The sequence below is a fragment of the Paraneptunicella aestuarii genome (genome assembly GCF_019900845.1).
GTDB lineage: Bacteria > Pseudomonadota > Gammaproteobacteria > Enterobacterales > Alteromonadaceae > Paraneptunicella > Paraneptunicella aestuarii.
The window spans coordinates 1783215-1802925 of record NZ_CP074570.1 but is presented as its reverse complement, the minus strand read 5'-3'; the positions used below and the strand labels follow the sequence as shown (position 1 = coordinate 1802925).

Sequence of the window (19711 nt, the reverse complement as noted above, 5' to 3'; positions counted from 1 at the left end):
TGTTCGTGGTTTTTATGCAACACACTTTTGGGCATAGCAAATTCTAGGATGACCAGAATAGTCTTCAACAGCAGTAATATTAAGGTATCCAGCTTGTTGAAAAAGTTTCTGAATAGCTTCGCTCTGGGTGTAACCATGCTCAATCAGCAGCCAGCCAGAGAGTAGTAATCTACCCTTTGATTGTTCGATTATATACCTAATATCATCAAGACCGTCGTCACCAGAGGTCAATGCACTGGCAGGTTCAAAACGCACATCACCTTGCACTAACCAAGGGCTGTCAGCTTCAACATAGGGCGGGTTGGTGACAATAAAATGAAAAGGCTCATCAGTGATATTATCAAACCAATCACTTTGACTGATCTTGATGTTGCTGATGGCTAAATTAGAAGCGTTCTCTTTGGCAAGCTCAACCGCTTCTGGAATGCGGTCAACCGCTTCAACTTGTGCCTTTGGTAATTCCGAAGCCAAAGCCAGCGCAATCGCTCCAGTGCCAGTACCTAAATCCAAAATCCTTAACGGATGTTGTTGTTCATTCTGAGGATGACTTGTAACCAGGGACAAAACCGTCTCAACCAATAACTCGGTTTCGGGCCTTGGGATCAAGGTATGTTCATTCACTTTCAAGGTGAGCGTCCAGAAATCCTGTGTACCGATAATATAGGCAACAGGCTCGCCTTCTACTCGCCGAGCCACCATAGCTTGAAAGCGTTGGAATTGTTCAGCAGAAAGCTGATATTCGGGATAAGTAATGAGAAATGTAGTGTCACGCTTTAGCACATCACATAGCAGCACTTTTGCGTCAATCGATGGTGATTCACCTTCCGATAGCACTTGTTTTGCCCAGGCTAAACACTGGGCAATATTCATTTCATTCACAAGTTTCATTCACAAAGAGCATATCCTGTCATCGAAGGCTTTTCAGTCATACCTGCAACCAGAATAAATGCTAATGGTTACACATCTTCCGACAAAGAAGCCAACTGATCGGCTTGATACTCTTGACGAATAGGTTCCAGCAACAAATCCACGTCGCCCTCAATAAATTCATCCAAGCGATACAGGGTCAGGTTAATGCGATGATCAGTCACACGTCCTTGAGGGTAGTTGTAGGTACGAATGCGCTCTGAACGATCGCCACTTCCTACCAACAGTTTACGAGCCGAAGCCTCTTCAGCCTGACGTTTTTCCTGCTCAATATTGTTCAAGCGAGCCTGTAACACTGACATGGCCTTGGCACGGTTCTTATGTTGAGAACGTTCATCCTGACATTCCACCACAATACCGGTTGGTAAGTGAGTCAAACGAATAGCAGAATCGGTTTTGTTAACGTGCTGACCACCCGCGCCACTGGCACGGAAAGTGTCCACCCTCAAATCAGCCGGATTAATTTCAATGGCTTGAGATTCTGGCACTTCTGGCAAAACCGCCACGGTACACGCCGAGGTATGAATTCGTCCTTGAGATTCGGTTTCAGGAACACGCTGCACTCGATGACCACCGGATTCAAACTTCAATACGCCGTAAGCACCATCACCAACCACATTCGCGATCACTTCTTTATAACCGCCATGTTCCCCGTCGTGGGAACTGACCACTTCCATACGCCAGCGCATCTTTTCAGCGTAACGACTGTACATGCGGAACAAATCGCCAGCGAAAATCGCCGCTTCGTCACCACCGGCACCAGCACGAATTTCCAAAAAGCAGCTCATGTCGTCATTAGGATCTTTCGGCAACAACAAAATTTGCAGCTCTCGCTCAAGCTCTTCCATACGTGATTTGGCTTCTTTCACTTCCATCTCGGCCATTTCACGCATTTCTGCATCGTCTTCTGCCAGCATTTCCTTGGCAGTCTCAATATCATCCAGACATTGTTCGTAATCTTTAAATCCTTTCACCACATCTTCCAGTTGTGAATATTCCTTCGACAAGGCGCGGAACTTGTTTTGGTCAGCAATAATCTCAGGTTCACTCAATAGTGCCTGTAATTCTTCAAATCGCTCTACCAAGGCTTGCAATTTTCTAACAACTGATTCTTTCATTCCGGTTCCGATAATTATTCGTGCTTAAGCCCTAATGCATTTTGCAGCAGAGCTAATGTGTCTTTGTCCTGAGTTTCCGCTGCTTTTTTCAATGCAGCCGTAGGCCCATGAATAAGGCTGTTTGTTAACTTATTGGCCAACTCGGTGACAACCTGCTCCGGCTCGCGACCATCGATCAATTGAGCAAGGGCTTTTTCCAATAATTTAACTTTCTGTAACTCACTTTGCTGACGATAGTTTCGCAGCATATCAACCGAACCCTGAGCGTTATTCCACAAAGTAAATTGCTCAACCTGCTCGGCTATCAATTTTTCCGCTTCCGTTGCAGCTTCTTTTCGTGAAGCAATATTTTGCTCCACGATTTGTTGCAAGTCATCAACACTATATAAATAGGCATCATCCAATTCGGCAACTTCTTCTTCGATATCTCGAGGAACCGCCAAATCAATGAGCAACATAGGCTTTCTACGACGTTCACGTAATGCACGCTCAACCAAACCTTTCCCTATAATAGGCAATTGGCTCGCGGTAGAGCTGATAACAATGTCAATTTTGGACAATGTGGCCGGGATTTGTCCCAGCGTAATCAACTGACCTGAAAATCTCTCTGCCAATATTTTACCGTTGGCAACGGTACGGTTAGCAACCGTTATATTCTTCACGCCGTGTTCATGAAGATGAGTCGCAACCAACTCGATGGTTTCGCCCGCCCCTACCAACAAAATATGGCTATCGGATAAAGAGGAGAAAATATGCTGAGCCAACTGCACCGCCGTAAAGGCCACAGAAACCGCATTCGCGCCAATTTCTGTTTCGGTTCGAACCCTTTTCGCTGTTGCAAAAGTCTTTTGGAACAACTGCTCGAACATGGAATCGACGGTGCCAACATTTCTGGCGCTGGTAAAAGACTGCTTTAGCTGCCCCAAAATTTGAGGTTCACCTAGCACCAATGAATCCAGTCCACTTGCCACTCGCATTAAATGCTTAACCATGTCCAAATCAACATGAGCATAGCCATGCCGCCATAAACTGTCTTGATCCAGACTGTGAAATTCAGCCAACCAGCCACATAACATCTCTGGCGACATTTCCGCTGCGGTCACATATACCTCTGTGCGATTGCAAGTAGACAAAATAACAGACTCACTCACATCGGGGTGATCCTGCAAAGTACGTAATGCATCCACCAGAGAATCCGGAGAAAAGGCAACCTTTTCCCGCAAAGATACAGGTGCTGTATTGTGATTAATTCCGAAAACGACGAGCGACATTAGATTTTGGTTTATCTCCACATAACAATTCGTCTACCCAACCTGATCCGTCTATTCGCAGGCTTACCTGATAAAGCTCAAACAGTATTAAAACAGGTAAAATATAAAGTAGCCCGAATTGAGCGCCGTGCATTGTACGAAAATCTTATGCCCTTTAAAAGTTACCTCACGCATAAAGAAGAATTGATATACTATTGCCCACCAATTCGAACAAAAATGCGCTAATTCTGTTTAATGAATCATTTAATGAATCGTTTTTTGTGCCAGTTATTGCAAGGGCTGATACTCAACAATCTCGGCATTTCAAGAAGACTAAATGAAAGCCTCTTGTCAGCCAAAGTCAAAATCTCGATTGTCGTCATCGGATTAATTCTGGTTAGCGCATGTTCAACGGTTCCCACACAACCGGTTGAAAGTTTAAACAATACTCAACACCAACAATGGCTAAACAGTATTACTCATTGGCAGTTTCAAGGGCGCATAGCCATCAAAACCCCGGATGAAAAACTCAGTGCTTATATAAACTGGTCACAAAAGGCGGACAGTTCCCATATCGTGCTCACTAACCTGATTGGATCTACCTTGCTGGAAATGACCAGTGACAATGGCTTCACAACGTTGGAATTCGATGGCAAGTCATATATGGACACCGACCCTGAACGTTTACTACGTCGAATTACTGGTTGGGATATCCCTGTGAAAATGCTGCCACAGTTAGTAAAAGGCTATATTCCAGATAATGAATTCAGCTATCAACTATCGGCTCAAGGCTTGCCTTCATTGGTAAAACAAAAGCGTGAAAATGGCTGGCAAATTCATTACGACAGTTTTCAACAGGTAGACAAGGTTTGGTTACCTGATAATTTGAAACTTAGTCACAACCCCAACAATATAAAGATAAGAATCAGTAAATGGATCCTCAGTTAACCACTTGGCCTGCTCCCGCCAAGCTTAATCTCTTTCTACATATTAATAGACGTCGTGATGATGGTTATCACGACCTGCAAAGCATTTTTCAGATCCTGGATTATGGCGATACACTGACTTTCCAGCCAACAGATGATGGCAATATCGACATCACCAGTAACTACAATGAAGTACCATTGCAGGACAACATAATCTATAAAGCGGCAAAACTGTTACAGCAACACACGGGCTGCAAAAAAGGTTGCGCTATCACCTTGCACAAAGTCCTGCCAACAGGTGGCGGGCTTGGAGGTGGATCATCCGATGCAGCCACCACATTAATTGCTCTGAACTATTACTGGCAGTTGGGATTAGATAATTCCGAGTTACAGGAATTAGGCTTGCAACTGGGAGCTGATGTCCCTGTTTTTGTTAAGGGTTATAGTGCTTTTGCTGAAGGTGTTGGTGAACAGCTACAACCCATTGAATTAGAAAAAAATTGTTATTTGGTTGTTAACCCTGGTGTACAGGTATCAACGGGTTTGGTTTTTAATCATCCCGACCTTCCCCGCGCCACACCTGAGATTACCAAGGAAGAGTATATTTTTTCCCAAACCCAAAATGACTGCGAAGCCTTGGTTTGTATTCTGTATCCTGATATTGCAAAAACATTACACAGATTGTTAGAATACGCGCCGTCCCGTATGACAGGTACAGGGGCGTGTTTATTTTCCCGTTTTAACAATGAAGCAGAAGCTAGAAAAGCCGCAGAATTCCTGCCAGCCAATAGCCAATATTTTATTGCCAACGGAGTAAATATCTCGCCAGTCCATTTAAAATTACAAGAATTATTAAAAAAGTAGCGACGGGACAGGAAATTTAAACGATAATTTCACTTAGAATCAAATCATTGGGGTATGTCACGTTTAAAGCGTGAAAATTGGCCAACTACTATGAGTTTAGTCAAAAACATACAACCCCGAACGTTAACTTTATTTAGGTACAGTTAGTTAGCGAATCGGGGACACTCAGATTTCAAACCGTAAGGCTTTGACAATCGCCCGCCCCTAAAAAAGCTCGCTAGCCGTTTCCTAAAGCATACTCCGAGGATTTACACAGTGCCGGATATGAAGCTATTTGCCGGAAACGCAGTACCCGAACTAGCTCAGAAAGTCGCCGATCGTTTATACACCAAATTAGGCCACGCCAGCGTTGGTCGTTTTAGTGATGGTGAGATAAGCGTTGAGATCCATGAAAACGTCCGAGGTTCCGATGTTTTCATCATCCAGTCAACATGTGCTCCAACCAATGATAACCTCATGGAGCTTATTGTAATGATTGACGCACTTCGTCGAGCATCATCTGGCAGAATCACGGCCGTTATCCCCTATTTCGGGTATGCCCGTCAGGATCGCCGAGTTCGCTCTGCTCGTGTTCCCATTACCGCTAAAGTTGTTGCCGATTTCCTTTCCAATGTGGGTGTTGACCGTGTCATGACAGTCGACCTGCACGCCGAACAGATTCAAGGTTTCTTTGACGTACCAGTAGATAACGCTTTTGGTAGCCCGATTTTGCTGGAAGACATGATCAAACGTAAACTGAAAAATCCGGTTGTTGTATCCCCTGATATTGGTGGTGTAGTAAGGGCAAGAGCGGTTGCCAAGTTGTTGAACGACACAGACCTTGCCATTATCGATAAACGTCGTCCAAAGGCTAATGTAGCCCAGGTAATGCACATTATCGGTGACGTTGATGGCCGCGACTGTATCATCGTTGATGACATGATTGATACAGGTGGTACCTTGGGTAAAGCGGCGGAAGCCTTAAAAGCCAACGGCGCGAAGAGCGTATTGGCTTACGCGACACACCCGGTATTCTCCGGCAATGCACCAAAGAATATCCTGGAATCCTGCATTGATGAAATTATCGTAACTGACAGCATCCCTCTTTCAGCAGAGATGCAACAAGTCACCAAAGTTAAGCAATTAAGTTTGTCAAAAATGCTGGCCGAAGCTATTCGTCGCTTAAGCAACGAAGAGTCAATCTCAGCTATGTTTGAACACTAATCCGGAAACCGGAACATTGTTTAACCGCAACATACTCATCAAGAGCAAAGGTGCCACTGCACCCTTGCTCTTTTTAACTGCGCTGTTTTTGCTTAACGCTACCGGATGCTCGCAAACTCAGCTATCATCAGAGCCAGGCACGGCAAATACGAAAGAGTCCACTATCAAACCTGGCACTAAACCAGAAACACCCCCTTCTGTTGAGCTTCATGCTACTGGGGAGATTGTTTATAAAGGCTTGGAAGGCGGTTTTTTTGCTTTCTATTCAGATGACGGCAAGCACTATTATCCGCTTAATCTGGACGAAGAATTTAAGCGTAGCGGCCTAAGAGTTGAAATACGCGCCATGCTAAAGCCTATGGTACGTACTATTGCCATGCACGGCACGCCCATCGAAATTATCGATATTCAACTTATCGGACGTACACCTCCCAAAGACGATCGCCTGTAACAGAACCATCTTGCGTTCTTGTAAAAGGCTGAAATTATCTGCTCCATAGCTTGTCTGGACTATTCTCAAGTGGTAGAATGCGCCGCCCTTTTTGAGAGGGACTGCCCTATTTCATGTTTGCCTGATATTTGATCAATACATTGAAAATGTCGTCAAACCATCAGAAACAGGGCTCGCGATAGCCTTGGTCGCAAAGGCTATCTCAATTAAATTTGGAGAAAATAATGTCAAATGCAATTTTTACTTTGGACGCAGAAATCCGTACTGATATAGGGAAAGGTGCGAGCCGCCGCCTACGTCATGCAGAAAAAGTTCCTGCGGTTCTTTACGGCGCTGATAAAGAAGCGGTATCACTTACTTTGGATCACAACAAAGTTATTCAAGCTCAAGAATTTGAAGCTTTCTATTCTCACGTTTTGACCTTGAATATTGGCGGTGAAAAAGTTGAAGCCTTGATAAAAGACATGCAACGTCACCCATACAAGCCAAAAGTATTACACATGGACTTCCTACGTGTAGATGCTTCTCACGCAATTACTACTCACGTTCCTTTGCACTTCATTAACGAAGACACTTGTAAAGGCGTGAAAATGCAAGGCGGTCACGCTGAGCACCATTTGAATGATGTTGAAGTTTCTTGCTTGCCTGCGGACTTGCCAGAATTCATCGAAGTTGATTTGGCTGACGTAGAAAAAGATCAAACTATCCATATGTCTGATCTGAAATTGCCTTCAGGCGTTACTTTGGTTGAGCTGGCTAAAGGCGCAGACCACGACCAAGCGGTTGTGACCATTAAAGGCGCTAAAGGCGGTAGTGACGACGCTGCTGATGAAGCTGCGGAATAATCAGCTTGGCTGATATCCAACTTATCGTGGGCCTGGGTAATCCAGGCCCCGAATATCAGCATACCAGACACAACGCCGGAAGCTGGTTTGTCGAAAGGCTGGCAGACAGGCACAACATTCCCCTAAAACTGGAAGGCAAATTTCAGGGCTTTACGGGACGCGGCATCATTGCCGGACAAGAAGTACGCCTATTGATCCCCACGACTTACATGAACAAAAGCGGTCAATCAGTAGGAGCACTCGCAAAATTCTATCGTATTTCCCCTGAGCAGATATTAGTCGCATTCGACGAGCTCGACTTACCACCCGGAATTGCCAAATTCAAAACTGGCGGCAGCTCCACTCAAAATGGTATTCGCGACATCGTCGCCAGCATGGGAAATGCTAAAGACTTTCATCGCCTACGCATAGGCATCGGTCATCCGGGAGACCGTAACAAAGTCACCGGACATGTATTGGGCAAAGCAACCAGTGCAGAGCAAGAAAAAATCGACGCAGCTATTGACGAAGCGTTACGTTGTACCGAAGTGTTATTGAAACAAGACTTAAAATCGGCAATGAATCGTCTACACAGCTTTAAAGCCGAATAGACCTCAAGCCAAAACCAACAGGAACAAATAAATGGGATTCAAATGCGGAATTGTGGGGCTACCCAACGTAGGCAAATCCACACTATTTAATGCGTTGACCAAAGCAGGTATCGAAGCAGCCAACTTTCCATTTTGTACTATCGAACCCAATACGGGCGTAGTACCTGTTCCTGACCCTCGTCTGGACGCATTGTCTGCCATCGTTAATCCTCAACGTGTCATTCCAACAACAATGGAATTCGTTGATATCGCGGGCTTGGTGGCAGGCGCATCCAAAGGCGAAGGCTTGGGTAATAAATTCCTGGCAAACATCCGTGAAACCGAAGCCATTGGCCACGTTGTTCGTTGTTTTGAAAACGACAACATTGTCCACGTTGCCGGTAAAGTGAATCCCAAAGATGACATCGACGTTATTAACACTGAGTTGTCTCTTGCTGATTTGGAAACCACGGAAAAAGCCATTATCCGTGTTGGCAAACGCGCCAAAGGTGGCGATAAAGATGCCAAATTTGAATTAGCGGTTCTGGAAAAACTACTTCCTTACCTGAACGAAGGTAAAGCATTACGAGCAGTTGAGCTGGATAAAGAAGAAGCCGCCGCTATTGCTTACATGAACTTCCTGACCTTAAAACCGACCATGTACATTGCCAACGTCAATGAAGACGGTTTTGAGAATAACCCTTATCTGGATCAGGTACGCGCCATTGCGGAAGAAGAAAAGGCCGTTGTCGTAGCCGTTTGCGCCGCCATTGAATCCGAAATTGCCGAGCTGGATGACGCAGAGCGTGACGAGTTCATGGCTGACATGGGCTTGGAAGAACCAGGCTTAAACCGCGTTATTCGCGCAGGTTACGACCTACTTAACCTGAAAACCTACTTCACAGCTGGAGTAAAAGAAGTTCGCGCCTGGACCTTCCCTGACGGCTCAACCGCCCCTCAGGCAGCCGGTAAAATCCACACCGACTTTGAAAAAGGCTTTATCCGCGCAGAAGTCATCGGATACAACGACTATATCGCCTGTAAAGGCGAACAAGGTGCGAAAGACGCTGGCAAATGGAACCTGCAAGGTAAAGACTATTTAGTCAAAGACGGCGACGTTATCCACTTTAGATTTAACGTTTAGTTTAGATTTAACGCTTTAGATTTAACATATAGCTATCTGAAGATTTATCGAAGACAAATTTAAAAAAGAGCCGAAAGGCTCTTTTTAGTATTAGCTCAATACTTCCAATTTACCCACCCATTCATTAAATCCAGCGCACTTATGACGTATAACGTCAATGCTTGTTTGTTTGGCAATATCTGGCCCATGGGTTGTTTTACGGTATTTAGTATTACTGATGAGCCGCTTGGAGGGGGCAGTCTCTCTTGAATTATTTATTTTCTCAGGATCATAATCAAAATCTTGCAATACTGATTCAGCCCATCCCCTCACACCCGGTTCTTGCAGTACACTCTGCATTGCTTCAGGTGAACTAAACAGCAATCCTTCAAATTCATACATTTGTACATATGGGATTAACTTTGACTTTACGCCATCAGGAACTCTCTCAAGGATCTTCGCTTCTAAAGAGGCTTTGGTTTCGGATGCAGAAACTTTCTTAAATCCATAAAAATCATAAAGCGTGGTAACAAAGTCAAAACTATTGGCAAGTCTTCTAACTTCGCTTGCAATACGATCCAGCTTCACATCTCCGCCCATATTAATGGCCGTAATAAAAACCTCTTTTTGAGCCAAATAAGGTGATAACACTGACGTTACAAATCGTTCTTCCGTTACTCCTTCTACAGATATCCCTACCCTCACCATTCAGGTCTTCCTCCAACCAGATTCTTATTCCAAATATCACCCATCGCATAATCTTCCAGCCAGTCCTTCAATGCCTCTTCATCCACCCGTTTAAACTTGGATACTCCTTGTTCCTGATCCACAACAATGAAATCTTTGGCCTCGAATTGATTCGCAAATGTCACAGATTGAGTTGAACAGATCACTTGACTGCTAGACGATACAGATTTAACTAAATCTGCAAGCACTTCCAAGGCTGCTGGATGTAAACCTAATTCAGGTTCATCCAAAATAATTGACCGAGGACGCAACGATGCAGGCTGTAGAAAAAGTGTCGCCATACAGATAAAACGAGCTGTTCCATCAGATAGTTGCAACGCTGAAAATGGTTCGTCATGTTCTCGATGTAACCATTTTAATAGTAATTTTTCCTGCCCCTCAGTACCTCGAGGCTCAAGATAAAAATCATGAAAGTAAGGTGCTACTGTTCTAATCGCTGAGACGATGTCCAAATAACTCTTTGTAAACTCATCGTCATCCGAATTTTTAAGCCTTAAAAGGAAAGCAGCCAGGTTTCCAGCATTAGAATACAAATAATCCGAAGCATCGACGCTTACCGCATTCTTGAACGCAGCACTGTCAGAGGTGTCATGAAAATGATAGACACGGCATTGCTCCATATATTCCCTTGTATATTTTCTGACATAACTGCTATCGGCCTCACTTCCCGGTAGCAAGCCGCTTTCACCTTTATTACCTTTGATTTTAAAGTGTCTATTTGAGCTCTTAATCGTGCAGTATTCATTTGTAAATACCAATGAATCGTTACTCGCGCCATGCTCAAACTCAACATGATAACCATTGTACCCAACATCAATATCTATCGTAATTAACTGTGTCGTTTTCGCGCCAAAATGGAAGAAACTGTTGGCAAAACCACGCTTTTCCACATAGGTTTGCAGCTTCCCTTCAGATAAATTGCGCAGAAACGAAAACAAGGAAATGAAGTTTGATTTACCGGAACCATTTGCACCAATAAGTATGTTGATTGGCTTCATATCTAGTTCCAAATCCTTTATGGATTTAAATCCCTTTACAACAAGATGTTCCAAATGCCGATTATTGTCTGCCATAAGCGCTTAACAAAACTCCAAAAGATAGGGAAGTATAATAAGAAGCATTAAAACATATTTAATATGCGAATTCGCCATCTGATTTTGTCCCCTCATTCCACTTTTGGGCTTATTATCACCAAAGTCTCTGAAATCTTATCCTGTATTGCTTGCCTGTTGGCATCCCAGAAGATCTGGATAAAACCCAGTAACCCGGTGGCAAGTCCTGCGCCGTAGCCGCCGTAACGTCCGAAGGCTTCCCATAAGGTAAGCTCGCTACCGTCGAGTTTGATGACCTTAATACCCACCAGCCTTTTACCCGGTGTTTGTCCGTGATACCAAGCAGTGGTAAAGCTATAGTAGGCCGCCGCCCAACCAAAACTTATACCGAGATCGGCTAATAAGCCTTGTATCCAGTCTAAAAGGCTTGGTGGTTGCTTGGCATCTTTGTTTTCATTATCAGAACTGTTACCAGTCTTAATGATGTTGCCGTCTGTATCTACTGGCCTGATCCTCATACCCTCGCCGTCCAGATAAAATGTGAGATCCTTACTCTCCGTATTTTCAGCATTCCCCGTATTCTCAGCATTCTCCGCTCCAGCCTCTGTCTGCTTATCTTCCTGGTTAATCTGCTTTTCTGCCAGGCGCTTTTTTAATGCCTGTTCAATTGATTTTACATCAACCACAGACTCGGATTTTGCCACTGATTCAGTCGTTTGTGCTTGCTGAGTTTTTTCTTCTGACTCAAGTTCCTGCTGCACTTGTTGTTTGATTTGAGAGAGTTTATCCGACGAAAAGGCATCGAGGTTTTGCACAATGGTTTCTATGGTTCCAAGCACAAAGGCAAAAGCGAGGAAATATCCTGTGCCTCGCAAAAGTTTGCGCCGGGTTGCTTTGTTTTGAAAACGGGGACGTTTGCTGGAAACAAAACAAAACCAGGCAAGTACGCCTAATAGAATATGTTCATTGAAGTAAGTCAGTAGACCAACCAGTGACATATCGATGATGATGGCTATCAATCGCCGGGTTGGTGTTGCCAGAGGAGTTCCCAATAAATGCTCGGCAACCCCAAAGGCATAAGGCGTAACGATATTCTTATCTTCTTTGTTGTTACTTCCCTTATTTGGACTTTCCTTATTTGCTTTATTTTTCTCTTCCATAGAACCTTTGCTCTCGACATGTCAAAAGAAGACGGAACCAAGCCTGACCAGCAATCTAATTCAGCTCTCTAATTCAGCGCTCTAGGAAAGCTCCTTAATCCCTTCATTCAATCCCTGCAATGTGAGCGGGAACATGCGCCCTTCCATCAACTTACTGAGAATGCTGATTGAGGGATAATAACTCCAATACTGCTGAATTTGCGGGTTTAGCCAGATGGCATTTTTAAAATGGTCCAGTAAACGCTGCATCCAGACAGAACCAGGCTCTTCGTTCCAGTATTCAACGCTACCACCGGGGTAAGTGATTTCGTAAGGCCCCATTGTGGCATCGCCAACAAATATCAGCTTATAGTCACTGCCATATTTGTGGATCACGTCCCAAAGCGGCATCTTGTCCTGCTTGCGACGAGCGTTATCTTTCCATACATAATCATAGACACAGTTATGAAAATAGAAGTATTCCAGATGCTTGAATTCGGTATTACAGGCTGAGAAGAGCTCTTCGCACGCTTTCACATGGCTGTCCATTGAACCGCCAATATCAAAAAACAACAGCACCTTCACAGCATTGTGACGCTCGGGCACCATGCAAATATCCAACATTCCGGCATTTCTGGCGGTTGCGCCGATGGTCTTGTCCAAGTCCAGCTCTTCTGCGGCACCTGAACGAGCAAACTGCCGTAACTTGCGCAGTGCGACTTTAATATTTCGCGTTCCGAGCTCTACATCAGATGACAAATTCTTGAACTTACGTTCATCCCACACCTTGGCAGCAGAAAAATTACGATTACCATCCTGTCCTATTCGTACCCCTTCCGGATTATAACCATAAGCACCAAAGGGCGACGTACCGCCAGTACCAATCCATTTGTTACCACCTTGATGACGTTCTTTCTGTTCTTCCAAACGTTGCTTCAAGGTTTCCATGAGCTTATCCAGCCCCCCCAGGGCCTGAATTTGCTTTTTCTCTTCCTCGGTAAACAAGCGCTCAAACTCTTTACGCAGCCATTCATCGGGAATGTCATGAGAAAACAAATCGATACTCTGAACACCTTGAAAGTAGTCTGCGAATGCCCGATCAAACTTGTCGAAGTTAGATTCGTCTTTCACCAGGCACAAACGAGAAACGTGATAGAAATCTTCCAGGCTGGCATAAACAACCTGATGCTTCATGGCTGCCAGTAAATCCAACAATTCACGAATACTGGCGGGAACCTTGTATTCCCGCACTTTCATAAAAAAGGGAATGAGCATTAACGTCGCGCCATAAACACCAGTTTTTCGAACAGATGAATATCCTGTTCATTCTTCAATAGCGCACCATAAAGTGGTGGAATGCTTTTCTTGGTATTAGTTTCGCGCAACACTTCAACCGGAATATCTTCCGCCACCAGCAACTTCAGCCAATCCAGCAATTCGGAAGTAGACGGCTTTTTCTTTAATCCGTTAATGTCTCTGAGATTAAAGAAAGACTGCATGGCTTCACTCAGTAATTCCTGTTTCAGATTAGGGAAATGCAAATCCACAATTTGCTTCATTTCCTGTTCGTCAGGGAAGCTAATGTAGTGGAAGAAACAACGACGCAAGAAGGCATCGGGCAGTTCTTTCTCGTTGTTAGAAGTAATAATAACAATCGGGCGTTGTTTAGCAGAAATGGTCTCGCGAGTTTCATACACGTAGAACTCCATGCGATCCAATTCCTGCAATAAATCATTGGGGAATTCGATATCAGCCTTGTCGATTTCATCAATAAGCAATATAGGACGTTTTTCAGCGGTAAACGCCTCCCATAACTTGCCTTTGATAATGTAATTGCTGATATCTTTAACTTTCTCGTCACCAAGCTGAGAATCACGCAAACGAGAAACTGCATCATACTCGTACAAACCTTGCTGAGCTTTGGTCGTCGATTTGATATGCCACTGTAAAAGGTCGGTATCCAATGCTTTCGCTAATTCCTGCGCCAACATGGTTTTACCTGTACCTGGTTCACCTTTAATCAATAATGGTCTTTCCAGTGTAACGGCGGCATTAACAGCAAGTTGCAATTCTCTGCTGGCAACATAGCTATCAGTTCCAGTGAACGACATAGTCTCTCCAATTAAATTCCAGATAATAACTGCTTTATAATGTTGATGATTTACAAAGATATCTCAAACGCTAAAACATATTCAAAATAAGTTATAGCAAAAAGCACTTTCGTTTTGCGCCCATATCCCTACTCTAGACTAACATATCGATGCCTAAACACATAAATGCGTATTTGCAGGCCAAAATATGGTTAATAACTCGCTTTATTTGTTGCCAACTGTAGCGAACGTGCAAAAACTGAACGCACGCCACGCAGTAAAGCAGAGAGAGCACATAGCGCTTTATATGTTTAGGTAAATATGGGTCTGGGTTTCCTGTCATTATGAGTTTGTTGCCATAAACACGAGAAACAGACCTTGAGCAATAGATCAGATTGATCAGTTAATTAAGTGCGGTTGTATATGAGATTTCCTCTATACAACACTTATTATTCCAATTAAGGAACCAAGATGCATATATTCGACGACAACTCAAAATCAATTGGCCATACACCTCTTGTTCGCTTGAACAGAGTCGCCAAAGGCAACGTATTTGCAAAAATCGAAGCCAGAAACCCTAGTTTCAGCGTTAAGTGCCGTATCGGCGCTAACATGATCTGGGACGCTGAAAAACGTGGCATCCTGTCTGAAGGTAAAGAGTTGGTAGAACCAACTTCTGGTAACACGGGTATCGCTTTAGCTTTCGTAGCCGCTTCCAGAGGTTATAAGCTAACGTTGACTATGCCAGCCAGCATGAGCTTGGAGCGTCGTAAATTGTTAAAAGCACTTGGTGCAAATCTGGTTTTAACTGATCCTCCTAAAGGCATGAAAGGTGCGGTTGCCAAGGCTCAGGAAATCGTTGAAGCAAATCCTGAAAAATTCGTCTTGCTACAACAATTCGATAACCCTGCAAACCCTGCTATCCACGAACAAACGACAGGCCCTGAAATCTGGGAAGACACCGACGGTCAGGTAGATGTCTTCATCGCAGGTGTGGGTACTGGTGGTACGATTACAGGTGTTACTCGTTACCTTAAGCAAACCAAAGGCAAAAACATTATCAGTGTTGCGGTTGAACCGACTGATTCCCCAGTTATTACTCAAGCAAAAGCAGGTCAGGAACTCACTCCAGGGCCTCACAAAATTCAAGGTATCGGCGCGGGCTTTATTCCTGGTAACCTGGATTTGGATTTGGTTGACATGGTCGAGCAGGTCAGCAACGACGACGCTATCGCTATGGCTCACCGCCTGATGAAAGAAGAAGGCATTTTGGCTGGTATTTCTTCTGGTGCAGCAGTCGTTGTAGCGGCTCGTCTTGCAGAACGCCCAGAGTTTGAAGGCAAAAACATCGTTGTTATTTTGCCAAGCTCAGCAGAGCGTTACCTGAGCAGCCCTCTGTTTGCAGGTCAATTCTCAGACCTTGAACTAGAGCAGTAATCCATTCAGGCCGCAATCTACGGCCTAATGACCAAATCTATTTCGATTCCATTTAAAGGGAGGTCAAAACCTCCCTTACTTTTTCACATACTCTTTACTTTTTAACATAATAGCCACACACTTAAGCCAATCAGAACTTCTTATATTTTGGGATTAGTCGGTATTATGTTGAAAAACCTTCTTTCGATCTTTATAGCCGTTTTGTTTTTAACAGCATGCTCAGAAGCGACAAATCAAAATCAGGGAGCGGGCAAATATGGCATGATGGACGATTCAACACCGGAAGGAGCTGCACTATTATTCTTCAACTCCATTTACAATAAAGACGCAACGCTGGATCAAGCACTTAAGTACACCACTCCCAAAATGACACGATTATTAAAGTCATATCACACCAATCGTTCAGTTCAACGCCACATCCTTAATCTCACTTACGATGATGTTCCGGAAATGCAAGTTGATTCTGGTGATGACGTAGGACGAACCGAATTCGCAGTACAATCAGATGTTTCTATCTTTTTTACCGGATTTAGCAATGGCGATAAGATTGATGATCTACGTACGGTCAAGATGCTAAAAATTCAAAACAAATGGCTGGTAGATAGTATAAAAGCCGATAAATACATGTAATGCATAAATGGGGAATAACCCTTATTCCCCTACTGCTACACCTTCACGACGGGGATCTGCCCCCCCGATCAACTTTCCATCTTTAATCAATATGCCATGTAAACCGCTGTTTAAATCAATAATTTTTACTTCGTGTCCCAGCTTTTCCAAGCCTTGTTGCAGTTTTACGATATCAGTCCCTTCTTCCAGAGCAACATAATCATTTCTATGCGTGAACTTAGGCAAATTGATGGCTTGTTGAACATCTAGCCCCCAGTCCAACACACCAACTAACGTTTGCGCTACATAGTTAATAATCCGGCTACCGCCCGGTGAGCCAATAACAAAATACAACTCACCCTCTTCATCGAAAACCATGGTCGGAGACATAGAACTTCTCGGGCGCTTGCCTGCTTGAACACGGTTAAGCGCCTTGTATTTTCCGCGATTGGGCAAGAAAGCAAAATCCGTAAGCTGGTTATTCAACAAAAAGCCTTCAACCATCAAGCCTGAACCAAATGCATACTCGATACTACTGGTCATAGACACCGCATTGCCTTCTTTATCGACAATGGAAATATGAGAAGTATTAGGCAAGTCAAAGGCATTATCTACCTGAATAAAAGCGGTGGAATAAGCAGAGCCCGCACGCGCTTTTTTCATGTCCTTGGCTGGATCGATCAATTTCAAACGCTTTTGCAAATAGGTGTTGTTTATCAGCGCACCGAAAGGCAAATGAGTGAAGTCCGGGTCGGCAATATAGGCTTCACGATCCGCAAAAGCCAAACGCGAAGACTGGGTGATCAAATGAACCGCTTCAAGCTGATTCGGCTTGTATTGCTCAAGTTTATAGTCTTCGAGCATTTTCAATATTTGAAACACACTGATACCGCCCGAAGCAGGCGGCGCCATACCGCAAATTTTATAGGTTTTGTAATTACCACAAACAGGATCACGCTTTTTCGCCTGGTAATTATTAATGTCAGACTCTTCCAGCAAGCCGGGGTTTATCGTTGAAGTCTGAACGGTTTTGGCGATTTGTTTGGCTAAATCACCTTTATAGAAAAAGTCAGAACCTTCTTTGGCGATACCAAAAAGCACAGCCGCAAAATCGCCATTTTTTTGAACAGTGCCCTGCTTGATATATTCGCCATTAGGATAGAAATAACGCTTACTGCTATTGAATTCTTTGAGACCAGGATGTAAATCCCAAGACAACAGCGTTTCCAACCTTTGGGAAACCGTAAAGCCCTGATATGCCGTATCAATCGCTTCATTAAACAAATCTTTCCAGGCAAGCTTACCAAATTCCTTTTGTGCCATTTCCAAGGCTTTAAGCGTACCGGGAACGCCCACAGAACGTCCGCCCACTACGGCTTCTTTCCAGGGGATACTCTTACGATCCTTAATAAACAAATACTGGTTAGCAGCGTCAGGTGCGGTCTCTCGACCATCAAAGGTATGCAATCGTTTATTCTTATTATCCCAATACAGGATAAAAGAACCACCGCCAATACCCGACGACTGAGGTTCAACCAATGTCAACATGGCTTGAATGGCTACAGCCGCATCAATGGCATTACCACCACGCTTTATGACTTGCTTTCCAACCCATGATGCATAAGGATTGGCGGTACTGACCATATACTGCTTAGCGACATGAGCCTTCTTGGAATAATATCCCGTAGTGGCTTCCGGCTCCCGGTCTTCACGCTGTTTTTTGTTATCCGCATAGCTGCTCGGAATGAGTGTCAAAGCAGCAACAAGAAACAGAAGATTTCTCACTATAAATTCCAAATTCTGGTTATTTAAATTTAGTCGGGTCTGGCGCTCGTTTTTCCAAAAATGCAGCGAACGCCTCTTTTGCAGCAACTGTACCTAGCTGACTAAAAAACACATCCAGTTCGTCAGCCATGTGTAATTTAACGGTTTCAAGATCCTGCTTCAATAACGCTTTGGTATGTCGCATAGCTAATTTAGGTTTGCTTGCCAATTTTTGCATTACCGTTTGTACGGCAGTATCCAACTCATCATCAGGCAAAACCTTGTTGACCAAGCCATACTGCAAAGCTTCATCCGCACCGAAAGGCTCACCTAACATTAGCCATTCACTGGCCTTAGGATGACCAGCCAGCTTTGGCAAAATCCAGCTTGCTGCAAATTCCGGCACTAATGCCAGATTAATAAAAGGCATACAAAACACAGCGCTTCTGGAGCAATAAATGAAATCACAATGCAATAACATGGTGGTGCCAATGCCTACCGCTTGTCCTTTAACTTTAGCAACAACTGGCACAGGACAGTGCATTAATGCCTGCATAAAACGTACTGTTTCAGCAAAATGCTCTTCATCTTCAACTTTGGCAAAATGTGATAAATCATTGCCAGCAGTAAAGTGCTCCCCTTCCCCCTGAATCAATACCGCTTTAACATCGTCGTTATCAACCGCAGATTCCAATGCAATAGCGGCTTCTTCATACATCTTGGGTGAAATGGCGTTACGTTTGTCTGGACGGTTAAAAGTGATAGTGAGAACCAATTGGTTTTGTTCGACTCGGATATTAGACATTTAAATTGCTTGATGGGGTTGCTGAGAAGTGCCAGCAAACATAAACTTTGTCGCGCAATCTTGCAATGAGTTCTTCTCTATAAGGCTGTAACAATAAGGAATTTCCTGAGAATGCTGAATTTACCCTGGGCAGCAAGGCACATGCTTGGCCCACTTATCCTGAGTAGCATAAGTTGTATTTTGTTTTTTCTCGCTTCGGATATACAAACGACACTGATTTATGATCGCATTGCGGTGAGTGCTTTCGAATTATGGCGATTAATAACAGGCAACCTGCTGCACACGAATGGTTTTCATCTAATACTGAATATCACAGGGTTGATCATTTTGTGGATGCTACACGGTGATTACTATTCTCCCGGCAAATATCTGTCTTTGGTGTTATTTTGTGGGCTTGTCGTAACAAGCGCTATCTTTTTGTTTACCCCTGAACGAGTCTGGTATGTAGGGCTTTCTGGCGCACTACATGGTGTATTCGCCTGGGGCATTTATCACGATATTCGTCGCGGCATGAAAACGGGATGGGTATTACTTGCGGTGTTGATCGTTAAAATCGCGTCAGAACAAATATACGGTGCTAATGAATCTATCGCTGAATTGATTAATGCCAATGTGGCGATTGAATCGCATTTATACGGAGCCATTGCTGGCTTGTTCGTTGCGATAATGTCAATGCTGACATCAGGACTAAAGAAAAGATAACATCTTTTCCAACCATCATATTGCACAACAATACAGTATCCAAAATACACCGTCATGCCGCACAGCGATGCGGCATCCAGCCTTACATTA

The 19711-nt window shown here is 43.9% G+C and carries 20 protein-coding genes; 10 read left to right on the top strand and 10 right to left on the bottom strand.

Features of this window, described 5'->3' with window-relative positions; all coding sequences use genetic code 11:
• Nucleotides 1-12 precede the first annotated feature (12 nt).
• From prmC to hemA, 3 genes are all read right to left on the bottom strand, one after another.
• Nucleotides 13-888 carry a peptide chain release factor N(5)-glutamine methyltransferase gene (gene prmC, locus KIH87_RS07530; RefSeq protein WP_232360914.1) on the bottom strand — a complete coding sequence of 292 codons (876 nt, stop codon included), beginning with the start codon at nucleotides 886-888 and terminating at the stop codon, nucleotides 13-15.
• 68 nt (nucleotides 889-956) lie between these two features.
• Nucleotides 957-2045, bottom strand: a complete 1089-nt coding sequence (prfA, locus tag KIH87_RS07525) for a peptide chain release factor 1 (RefSeq protein ID WP_232360913.1) — start codon at nucleotides 2043-2045, stop codon at nucleotides 957-959.
• 14 nt (nucleotides 2046-2059) lie between these two features.
• On the bottom strand, nucleotides 2060-3316 hold the full coding sequence (gene hemA / locus KIH87_RS07520) for a glutamyl-tRNA reductase (RefSeq protein ID WP_232360912.1): 1257 nt from the start codon (nucleotides 3314-3316) through the stop codon (nucleotides 2060-2062).
• Nucleotides 3317-3562: 246 nt separating this feature from the next.
• On the opposite strand from hemA, the gene lolB reads away from it, so the two are divergent.
• The 7 genes from lolB to ychF all read left to right on the top strand — a co-directional run bounded on the left by lolB (nucleotide 3563) and on the right by ychF (nucleotide 9297).
• Nucleotides 3563-4243 (top strand): lipoprotein insertase outer membrane protein LolB, encoded by a 681-nt coding sequence (gene lolB, locus KIH87_RS07515; protein ID WP_232360911.1) that lies wholly within the window; start codon nucleotides 3563-3565, stop codon nucleotides 4241-4243.
• A complete protein-coding gene (ispE, locus tag KIH87_RS07510; protein ID WP_232360910.1) occupies nucleotides 4228-5085 on the top strand; it encodes a 4-(cytidine 5'-diphospho)-2-C-methyl-D-erythritol kinase in 858 nt (285 codons plus the stop codon). Before lolB ends, ispE begins: the two co-directional genes overlap by 16 nt.
• 255 nt (nucleotides 5086-5340) lie before the next feature.
• Nucleotides 5341-6288, top strand: coding sequence for a ribose-phosphate pyrophosphokinase (locus KIH87_RS07505; protein ID WP_232360909.1), 948 nt, complete (start codon nucleotides 5341-5343; stop codon nucleotides 6286-6288).
• The gene (locus KIH87_RS07500; protein WP_232360908.1) at nucleotides 6278-6739 is read left to right on the top strand and encodes a hypothetical protein; all 462 of its coding nucleotides are present in this window, start codon (nucleotides 6278-6280) and stop codon (nucleotides 6737-6739) included. The genes KIH87_RS07505 and KIH87_RS07500 overlap by 11 nt, the downstream gene beginning before the upstream one ends.
• 224 nt (nucleotides 6740-6963) lie before the next feature.
• Entirely contained in the window at nucleotides 6964-7584 is a 621-nt protein-coding gene (locus tag KIH87_RS07495) for a 50S ribosomal protein L25/general stress protein Ctc (protein ID WP_232360907.1), read from the top strand.
• Between the two features lie 5 nt (nucleotides 7585-7589).
• Nucleotides 7590-8174, top strand: a complete 585-nt coding sequence (gene pth, locus KIH87_RS07490) for an aminoacyl-tRNA hydrolase (RefSeq protein WP_232360906.1) — start codon at nucleotides 7590-7592, stop codon at nucleotides 8172-8174.
• A 31-nt stretch (nucleotides 8175-8205) separates the two neighbouring features.
• Nucleotides 8206-9297, top strand: a complete 1092-nt coding sequence (gene ychF / locus KIH87_RS07485) for a redox-regulated ATPase YchF (RefSeq protein ID WP_232360905.1) — start codon at nucleotides 8206-8208, stop codon at nucleotides 9295-9297.
• Nucleotides 9298-9387: 90 nt separating this feature from the next.
• On the opposite strand, the gene KIH87_RS07480 is transcribed toward ychF, so the two are convergent.
• The 5 genes from KIH87_RS07480 to KIH87_RS07460 all read right to left on the bottom strand — a co-directional run bounded on the left by KIH87_RS07480 (nucleotide 9388) and on the right by KIH87_RS07460 (nucleotide 14325).
• Nucleotides 9388-9984 carry a DUF4276 family protein gene (locus KIH87_RS07480; RefSeq protein ID WP_232360904.1) on the bottom strand — a complete coding sequence of 199 codons (597 nt, stop codon included), beginning with the start codon at nucleotides 9982-9984 and terminating at the stop codon, nucleotides 9388-9390.
• Entirely contained in the window at nucleotides 9978-11096 is a 1119-nt protein-coding gene (locus tag KIH87_RS07475) for an AAA family ATPase (protein ID WP_232360903.1), read from the bottom strand. The genes KIH87_RS07480 and KIH87_RS07475 overlap by 7 nt, the downstream gene beginning before the upstream one ends.
• Before the next feature lie 92 nt (nucleotides 11097-11188).
• Complete coding sequence (locus tag KIH87_RS07470) at nucleotides 11189-12235, bottom strand: RDD family protein (RefSeq protein WP_232360902.1); 1047 nt, start codon at nucleotides 12233-12235, stop codon at nucleotides 11189-11191.
• Between the two features lie 81 nt (nucleotides 12236-12316).
• On the bottom strand, nucleotides 12317-13489 hold the full coding sequence (locus KIH87_RS07465; protein ID WP_232360901.1) for a vWA domain-containing protein: 1173 nt from the start codon (nucleotides 13487-13489) through the stop codon (nucleotides 12317-12319).
• Nucleotides 13489-14325, bottom strand: coding sequence for an AAA family ATPase (locus tag KIH87_RS07460; RefSeq protein ID WP_232360900.1), 837 nt, complete (start codon nucleotides 14323-14325; stop codon nucleotides 13489-13491). Before KIH87_RS07460 ends, KIH87_RS07465 begins: the two co-directional genes overlap by 1 nt.
• 450 nt (nucleotides 14326-14775) lie before the next feature.
• On the opposite strand from KIH87_RS07460, the gene cysK reads away from it, so the two are divergent.
• Both cysK and KIH87_RS07450 read left to right on the top strand, forming a co-directional pair.
• On the top strand, nucleotides 14776-15741 hold the full coding sequence (gene cysK, locus KIH87_RS07455) for a cysteine synthase A (RefSeq protein WP_232360899.1): 966 nt from the start codon (nucleotides 14776-14778) through the stop codon (nucleotides 15739-15741).
• A gap of 165 nt (nucleotides 15742-15906) precedes the next feature.
• Nucleotides 15907-16371 carry a hypothetical protein gene (locus tag KIH87_RS07450; RefSeq protein ID WP_232360898.1) on the top strand — a complete coding sequence of 155 codons (465 nt, stop codon included), beginning with the start codon at nucleotides 15907-15909 and terminating at the stop codon, nucleotides 16369-16371.
• Between the two features lie 21 nt (nucleotides 16372-16392).
• Here the strand turns inward: KIH87_RS07450 and ggt are convergent, their stop codons facing one another.
• Nucleotides 16393-18138, bottom strand: a complete 1746-nt coding sequence (gene ggt, locus KIH87_RS07445) for a gamma-glutamyltransferase (RefSeq protein WP_408635807.1) — start codon at nucleotides 18136-18138, stop codon at nucleotides 16393-16395.
• Nucleotides 18139-18154: 16 nt separating this feature from the next.
• A complete protein-coding gene (locus KIH87_RS07440; protein ID WP_232360896.1) occupies nucleotides 18155-18919 on the bottom strand; it encodes an enoyl-CoA hydratase in 765 nt (254 codons plus the stop codon).
• A gap of 111 nt (nucleotides 18920-19030) precedes the next feature.
• Between KIH87_RS07440 and rrtA the strand changes: the two genes are divergently transcribed.
• Nucleotides 19031-19621: a rhombosortase gene (gene rrtA, locus KIH87_RS07435; RefSeq protein ID WP_232360895.1), complete on the top strand. Its 591-nt coding sequence runs from the start codon at nucleotides 19031-19033 to the stop codon at nucleotides 19619-19621.
• Nucleotides 19622-19711: the final 90 nt, after the last annotated feature.

What these genes read in the sequence shown, in the direction of transcription:
- prmC (WP_232360914.1), bottom strand. Translation starts at nt 888, where the DNA reads ATGAAACTTGTGAATGAAATGAATATTGCCCAGTGTTTAGCCTGGGCA.
- prfA (WP_232360913.1), bottom strand. Translation starts at nt 2,045, where the DNA reads ATGAAAGAATCAGTTGTTAGAAAATTGCAAGCCTTGGTAGAGCGATTT.
- hemA (WP_232360912.1), bottom strand. Translation starts at nt 3,316, where the DNA reads ATGTCGCTCGTCGTTTTCGGAATTAATCACAATACAGCACCTGTATCT.
- lolB (WP_232360911.1), top strand. Translation starts at nt 3,563, where the DNA reads ATGAATCGTTTTTTGTGCCAGTTATTGCAAGGGCTGATACTCAACAAT.
- ispE (WP_232360910.1), top strand. Translation starts at nt 4,228, where the DNA reads ATGGATCCTCAGTTAACCACTTGGCCTGCTCCCGCCAAGCTTAATCTC.
- KIH87_RS07495 (WP_232360907.1), top strand. Translation starts at nt 6,964, where the DNA reads ATGTCAAATGCAATTTTTACTTTGGACGCAGAAATCCGTACTGATATA.
- ychF (WP_232360905.1), top strand. Translation starts at nt 8,206, where the DNA reads ATGGGATTCAAATGCGGAATTGTGGGGCTACCCAACGTAGGCAAATCC.
- KIH87_RS07480 (WP_232360904.1), bottom strand. Translation starts at nt 9,984, where the DNA reads ATGGTGAGGGTAGGGATATCTGTAGAAGGAGTAACGGAAGAACGATTT.
- KIH87_RS07475 (WP_232360903.1), bottom strand. Translation starts at nt 11,096, where the DNA reads ATGGCAGACAATAATCGGCATTTGGAACATCTTGTTGTAAAGGGATTT.
- KIH87_RS07470 (WP_232360902.1), bottom strand. Translation starts at nt 12,235, where the DNA reads ATGGAAGAGAAAAATAAAGCAAATAAGGAAAGTCCAAATAAGGGAAGT.
- KIH87_RS07465 (WP_232360901.1), bottom strand. Translation starts at nt 13,489, where the DNA reads ATGCTCATTCCCTTTTTTATGAAAGTGCGGGAATACAAGGTTCCCGCC.
- KIH87_RS07460 (WP_232360900.1), bottom strand. Translation starts at nt 14,325, where the DNA reads ATGTCGTTCACTGGAACTGATAGCTATGTTGCCAGCAGAGAATTGCAA.
- cysK (WP_232360899.1), top strand. Translation starts at nt 14,776, where the DNA reads ATGCATATATTCGACGACAACTCAAAATCAATTGGCCATACACCTCTT.
- KIH87_RS07450 (WP_232360898.1), top strand. Translation starts at nt 15,907, where the DNA reads ATGTTGAAAAACCTTCTTTCGATCTTTATAGCCGTTTTGTTTTTAACA.
- KIH87_RS07440 (WP_232360896.1), bottom strand. Translation starts at nt 18,919, where the DNA reads ATGTCTAATATCCGAGTCGAACAAAACCAATTGGTTCTCACTATCACT.
- rrtA (WP_232360895.1), top strand. Translation starts at nt 19,031, where the DNA reads ATGCTGAATTTACCCTGGGCAGCAAGGCACATGCTTGGCCCACTTATC.